Genomic DNA, 2754 nt, shown 5'->3' with positions numbered 1-2754 from the left:
TCGGCGAGACGAGCGGCCGTGGCACTAGCGGGGGCGGGCCTGTCGGCACTACTGCTTGTTGCCTGCGGTGCCAGATCGGTGGCAGGAACCTACAATGTCGTCAACGCGCCGTTCAAGGGAGCGGTGGTCACGTTCGGCAAGGACAGCTTCTCGTTCTCGACCGGTGCCTCGGGCCGCTACGAGGTCAGCGACGGCAAGGTGATCCTCACGGGCGACATGGTGTCGGGCACGTACCGCATCGACGGGGACAAGCTGGTGGGAGATCAGTTCATCTTCGTGCCCCGCGATCCCGGCGACAAGTCCCCCATCAATCTCGGGCCGCGAGGGATGAGCAATGAGCAGGGTTCACCGAACTAGCTCCGGGCCAGGCGGGCCGCGCGCGACCCGGGTGCCCGCATGACCACGGCACCGAAACCCCGGCGCGGGCGCGGCGCGGGTCGACGATCGGTGAAGGCGTGCCTCCTCGCGCTTGGCGCGATTCTGCTGCCGGGCACGTCCACGCCGCCCGACGCGCCCGATCCGCCTTCGCCGGCGTGGCAGGGCGTCTGGCAGGGGACGATCGGGACGCTGCCGGTCCGCGCGTGCCTGAAGCGAGACGGCGTGGGCGACGGGATGGGATCATATTATTACCTGTCCAGGCTGCGCACGATCCGGCTGGAGCAGCAAGGGACGGGCAAGGTCTGGACGGAGGGCTGGTCCTCGTCGAGCGGTCCGCCCGCGCCGCGCTGGACCTTCGCGCAGGTGGGCCGCGACCGGCTGACCGGCGCATGGCAGGACGGCGGGCGCACGCTCGCGTTCCGCCTGTCGCGCGTGAGCGGGGACGACGGGGAAGCGCCGTGCGGCAGCGAGGCGTTCAACGGCCCACGCTGGCGACCGCTGAGCATCGCTGAAACGCCCGCGAGCAAGGACGGCGTTCACTACCGCCGGCTCGTGTTCGGGGCCGGGCCCGCCTTTCCCGACCTGTCGATGCAGGGGTTCGCGCTGATCGGCGACGACCCCGCCACCCGCCGGATCAACGCCGGGCTGCGCGCGCAGGTGCCGGGCGCGCGGGAGGATTGGCGTGGCTGCATCATTAGCGGGCTGGAGGCGCACGGCGTGGACGGGGAACTGACGGCGGCACTGGCGCCGACGCTGATCACACGGCGCTGGCTGGGCGCGGCGCTGACGCAGGACGACGACTGCGGCGGCGCGCATCCCAATAACGCCGAGATGCCGGTCACCTTCGATCGCGCGACGGGCGCGGCCGTGCGGCTCCACGACTGGCTGACCGATGCCGCGCTGGACCGGCGCGAGGCGAGCGCGGACCTGCCGCCCACCGTGCGGCCCGCCTTCCGCCGCCTGATCGTCGCGAGGGCGGGCGACGTCGAGCCCGAGTGCCGTGACGCGCTTCTTGAAGAGAACTATTGGGACATCGGCCTCGACCGGCGCGGGCTCACCTTCCGGCCCGAACTGCCGCACGTGGTCCAGGCGTGCGCGGACGATGTCCTGATGCCCTGGCCGTCGCTCGCGCGCTTCCTGACGGCTGCGGGCCGGGCCGGGCACGCGAGCCTTTCCGCGCGGTAAGGCCGTGCGTCGGGCCGGATCGGGCGGCCTCATGCGTCGAGGAAGTAGCGGCCGACATCGCACGGCCGGTCGAACCGTTCGGCGAGCCGGCGGCCGAGCGCGGTGGCACCATCGGGATCGGGATCATCGGTGATCCGCAGCTTCTTGAACGCCATGGCGGAGCAGGGCGTGCGGCACCGCACGATCAGGCTGGAGCCGCCGCCACCCTTGGCGGGGAGCGACCGCGTTACGTCGAAGCCGATCAGGTCCGCGCGCCGCACGACGAACAGCTGGTGCGTCGCCAGGATCAGCGCCTCCGCGTGCGGCGGCGCGCCGACCCGGCCATGGACGGCGGGCGGGACGCCGGCCGGATCGCGGGCATATTCCAGCTCCACGTCGGCGGGCGGCGTGTCCGCCATCCGTTCGGCCGTCGCTAACATGAGCGGCGTGACGGCGGCGATCGGCCCGAACCCGGACAGCCAGCGGCGTTCCCGTTCGTCGGGCGGGAGACGGAAGCCGGTCAGCAGCGTCACCTGCACGGCGGTGCGCAGCCTCGGCTCCCGCTCGTGCGCGTCGTTGCGCGCAGCGGGTGTTTGCCACGCCGGCGGCCAGACCTTGAGCTCGAGCGAGGCGGTTCCGGCCCGCCAGCGGCAGGCGAGCGTGTTCCACTCGCGCGCCGGGGCGACCGGGCCGAGCTGTTCCGCGAAGTGCGCGGCCAGGCGACCCAGGTTGGCGTCGGCGTCGTCCTCGTGCCAGGCGACCGCGCCGAAACGCACGACGGGGAGGTCGGGCGCATAGCCGTCGAACACGTCGGCGCGCCAAGGCTGAAGGAAGCCGGGCGCGCGCACGGCGTCGCGCAGGAACACCACGTCGCGCGCGGACAGCGGATCGCGGGTGGTGCCGTGCTGCCCCTCCACCTTCGCGCGACGCGTGCGCCACGGAAGGCGGTGGTCGTCGAGCAGCCGGTGGAGCGGATTGGATGCATCGACCACTGGCATCGGCCGCCGCCGGCGCAGGAACGGAACGATCATCGCTGGGGTCGCGTGGGTGGAGACGGCACGCGCCCGGTCGCCGGCGTCACCACCGACGCGCGCCGGGCGGCCGGGCGGCGCCCGTTTCGCGTTCCATCTCGCGGATGGGTGTAGGCCACCAGCGGCCGCAGGTCGGTCGGCAGCCGCGCGTCCACCGCCAGCACGGCGATGCCGTCGACCG

General features: G+C 72.9%; 4 protein-coding genes. 2 read left to right on the top strand and 2 right to left on the bottom strand.

The genetic code is table 11. The features are described from left to right. Positions 1-357 (top strand): hypothetical protein (locus HUV01_RS14695; protein WP_217431029.1); only part of this gene is annotated, 357 nt, incomplete at its 5' end. A gap of 39 nt (positions 358-396) precedes the next feature. Beyond that, positions 397-1563: a hypothetical protein gene (locus HUV01_RS14690; RefSeq protein WP_174298945.1), complete on the top strand. Its 1167-nt coding sequence runs from the start codon at positions 397-399 to the stop codon at positions 1561-1563. Positions 1564-1592: 29 nt separating this feature from the next. On the opposite strand, the gene HUV01_RS14685 is transcribed toward HUV01_RS14690, so the two are convergent. Beyond that, a complete protein-coding gene (locus HUV01_RS14685) occupies positions 1593-2573 on the bottom strand; it encodes a hypothetical protein (RefSeq protein WP_174298944.1) in 981 nt (326 codons plus the stop codon). Further along, on the bottom strand, positions 2570-2754 hold a 185-nt coding region (locus HUV01_RS14680), incomplete at its 5' end, for a hypothetical protein (protein ID WP_174298943.1). The genes HUV01_RS14680 and HUV01_RS14685, both read right to left, overlap by 4 nt.

The sequence above is a fragment of the Sphingomonas bacterium genome, assembly GCF_903643035.1.
Lineage (GTDB): Bacteria > Pseudomonadota > Alphaproteobacteria > Sphingomonadales > Sphingomonadaceae > Sphingomonas.
This window is presented reverse-complemented; position numbering and strand designations above follow the sequence as displayed.